Source organism: Mesorhizobium sp. WSM4822 (assembly GCF_055811155.1).
This window is the reverse complement of record NZ_JBVVQM010000052.1, coordinates 1-3,126: the sequence shown is the minus strand read 5'-3', so window position 1 is coordinate 3,126 and position 3,126 is coordinate 1. Positions and strand designations below refer to the sequence as shown.

The 3,126-nt window shown below is 58.1% G+C and carries 1 protein-coding gene and 2 pseudogenes; all 3 read right to left on the bottom strand.

Annotated elements, in window-relative coordinates; genetic code table 11:
- Positions 1–66: 66 nt before the first annotated feature.
- Positions 67–330: pseudogene (locus AC0L3E_RS34410) on the bottom strand (transposase); the annotation flags it as partial.
- A gap of 343 nt (positions 331–673) precedes the next feature.
- Entirely contained in the window at positions 674–1,849 is a 1,176-nt protein-coding gene (locus AC0L3E_RS34405) for a M24 family metallopeptidase (RefSeq protein WP_473606886.1), read from the bottom strand.
- A gap of 592 nt (positions 1,850–2,441) precedes the next feature.
- Positions 2,442–3,126 (bottom strand): annotated as a pseudogene (locus tag AC0L3E_RS34400) (ATP-grasp domain-containing protein); the annotation flags it as partial.

The following is a 3,126-nucleotide window of genomic DNA, read 5'->3' as shown; positions in this document are numbered from 1 at the left end:
ATACATTTACGCAACTGGAATCGTCATCGGCGATGTCGCGAACCCTTGCAGGGACGGGGCGGACCATACATTTTTTGCAGCGACATCCTTCAGGATGGCATTGTCCAGCATCTGCTCGGCCAGCAGCTTCTTCAGCTTGGCGTTCTCCTCCTCCAAAGCCTTCAGCTTGCGGGCGTCGGAAACGTCCATGCCACCGAACTTGGCCTTGTATTTGTAGAAAGTCGCTTCCGAGATCCCGTGTTTGCGGCAGACATCGGCGGTCTTCATTCCCGCCTCCTGCTCCTTCAAAATCGCGATGACTTGTTCTTCCGTGAACCGTGAACGCTTCATTCGTCCGTCTCCTTGAGCGGGGCGGACTCTACCAAAAACTGGAGGAGCTTCAGGGTCTCAGGTCAGGCTTTTTGTGAGGTCCGTGGGCCAAGGCTGGCGATCGCTCAGGCTGGTGTCCTGAGTGTTCTGCGATTCGCTGATAGAGTTTCCCTGCGCTGATAGTCTATATATGTCCCGCAGGCTTTTGTTTCTCTTCGGAAAGGGGCCACGGGTCCTTCCAACGAATGGAACGGAACTATCTGAGTGCCTATTCCGGATCGTCGAGCTGTGTCCCGAGTTAAATGAGCCGCCCAAGCCTGCCGATTCACAACTTTTCTGCGCCGGTTGTCGCTGCTCCGCTACCTCATGCGGGACGCTCGAAAAGCATGAGGGGAAGTTTGTTTATCAATTCAGCTCCGTTTTCGGTGACATGGACAATGTTGCTCATCATGTAACCTTCGCCGCGCTCGTAAAACCCAACGTGGATAAGGAAGGTCATATTTGCGACGATTTCGGTGTCATTATTGGTCCCGAGGCTCGGACCGTCCACCCAGTCGAGCCCAACAGAGTAGCCCAGGCGCGAGTCCTTCGTAAGTCCGTACGGCCGGATCGCCGCTTGGAATGATCGCGCGACATCCGCACACGTCGCGCCGGGGCGCAACGCTTCGACGGCGGCGTCGAAACCCGCCAGCGCACCCTCATGTTGGTTCTTCCGGCGTGGGGTCACCGGCCCGAGATGAGCGGTTCTCGTCATTGGAGCGACGTACCGGTGCCTGCTGGCACCCATTACGAGGAAATACTGTTCGCCGGCGGCAAACGTGTCTTCACTCCATGACTGGTGCGGCGCGTTTGCGAATTTGCCACCGCGGATCATCGGCGGACCAGGCGGGGGCCCGCCGGGAATGGTTTCGGTCCCGGCGCAAAGCGCCGACATAATGGCCGCGGCTGCATCACAATGCCGGGTACCGACAGAGATCTTGTCGATACCAACGAGCATGGCCCTTTCAGTTATCAGGCTAGCCTCTTTCATATACAAGAGTTCGCGCTTGGACTTCACCAATTTGCACGTCGATACCAGGTCACTACCGTCAAGCGGCTCCTGGAGTCCCAATGCACTGACAAGCTTGCGGTAGCTGAACACCCCTAGCTCAGACACCTCGACTCCGATTCGTGCCGGCGCCTTTACCTTGTCCTTCATGAACTGGCCGATCACTTCCCACGCACTGTCCTCGCCAGAGCCTGCGACATAGCTTTCGGCATACGCGACAACCCTATCCCGCGGGAGCCAGCATCCGGCATCGGCCGCCGCGTCGGCGTCCATCTTGCGCAGGATGAAATACGGGTGGTCATCCAACGTCACAAGCACCGCCTGGGGCTCGTCACCGGAGAAGGACTCGTAGCCGAGCAGATAGCACTGATTAGCTTGTGAGATGACCACCAGCGCGTCCATCCCAGCATTGGACATCAAAGCACGCACTTTATCGAGCCGAGCGCGATACTCCGATACCTCGAACGCCGGCACAATGTTCCTGTGGTTCATATAGCCTCCTCTCGAAATTCGTTCTCATGGGCTTTGTCGAAGGTAGATCCTGGGAGAATCGCGGAAATCCCTCTCCCATTACAATGAGGCTGAGTCGCGCCGACTCTGATGGCGTCCCGACACGCAGCCTCCTAATGGCCTGGTCTCCACCCCGCTCGGAGACAGGAATGCGACGCGTTGCTTAGGTCGAGCCGGCCGTTTTCTATCCTGGATCCCGCACTATTGAATGGCTCCGCAGACACAATCCGGCGTATCCGCCGCGACCATGTCAGCGATAAGATGGCCGCTCCGGTCCCATCCCAGTCCGTAGCCAGTGAGCCGCTTGCGGCCCCGACAGGCTCATCCTTACGGAATTTGCAAGTCCGCGAAAGAATTGCAACGTGGATCAGGGCTACCGGACGAAACGGGGAGCGCACGTCAGAGCGCCACGGCATCTCAGGCGCGCGATCGATCAGGCTGGCGAGCCCGACGTCGACGCCTCGGCGGCCGATCTTCTAAGCTCGCGCCCAATGCACTGCCGCGGCCACGCCGGATTGATCTTAATATCTCTTTATGACCCCAATTATAGTTACCAGTCATTCAAGTTCGCCTCTCATGGCGTGATGGACCACCCGATCAAGTCGACGGCGCGCTGAAGTATCGCCTCGGTACGAGGAAGACTGGATGAAGCGGCGATGACATGTCCCAAACAGTCTCGATAGTCGCCTTTTCTCACAATTGGCGTCTTGGGTTGAACGTAAAATTTGACCTCGGCGACACCTGATACAGCAGCCGCCTTGCTGTCCCCACGGATCCAATCGAGCGTTCCATCGCGGTCAGCAACCAGGTATCGAGCGGCGGCGGTCCGCGAATGCCTTTTGCGCAAATCCCATTCTTCGCCGATGGCAAGCTTGATATGCCCGGTGATAAGATCAACACCGTGAGCCAGATGAACCAGTTGGGGGTTTGGCGCGCCATGAAGGCGCGGATTGACCTCGATGACGACCGGGCCGCGCTTGGTCCATCGGACTTCCATGCCCGCTGGCCCCCAGCCAAGACCGAGCGCGCGCAAACAGCTCAGCGAAATATCGGCGATACGCTCCTGCTCGTCGTCACTCAGCAGTGCCGGGTAAGTCCCCTGCCGATACACGAAATGGGGTGGAGGGCCGAATTCGTAGGCGCCAATCCCAATGACCTCATTCCCCATCGTCTCGATCACATAACAGGGGCCTTGTGCAAATTCTTCGACCAAGATCCTCGGTGCAGACCGCCACATGTGCTGCCCGCCCAACAGATAG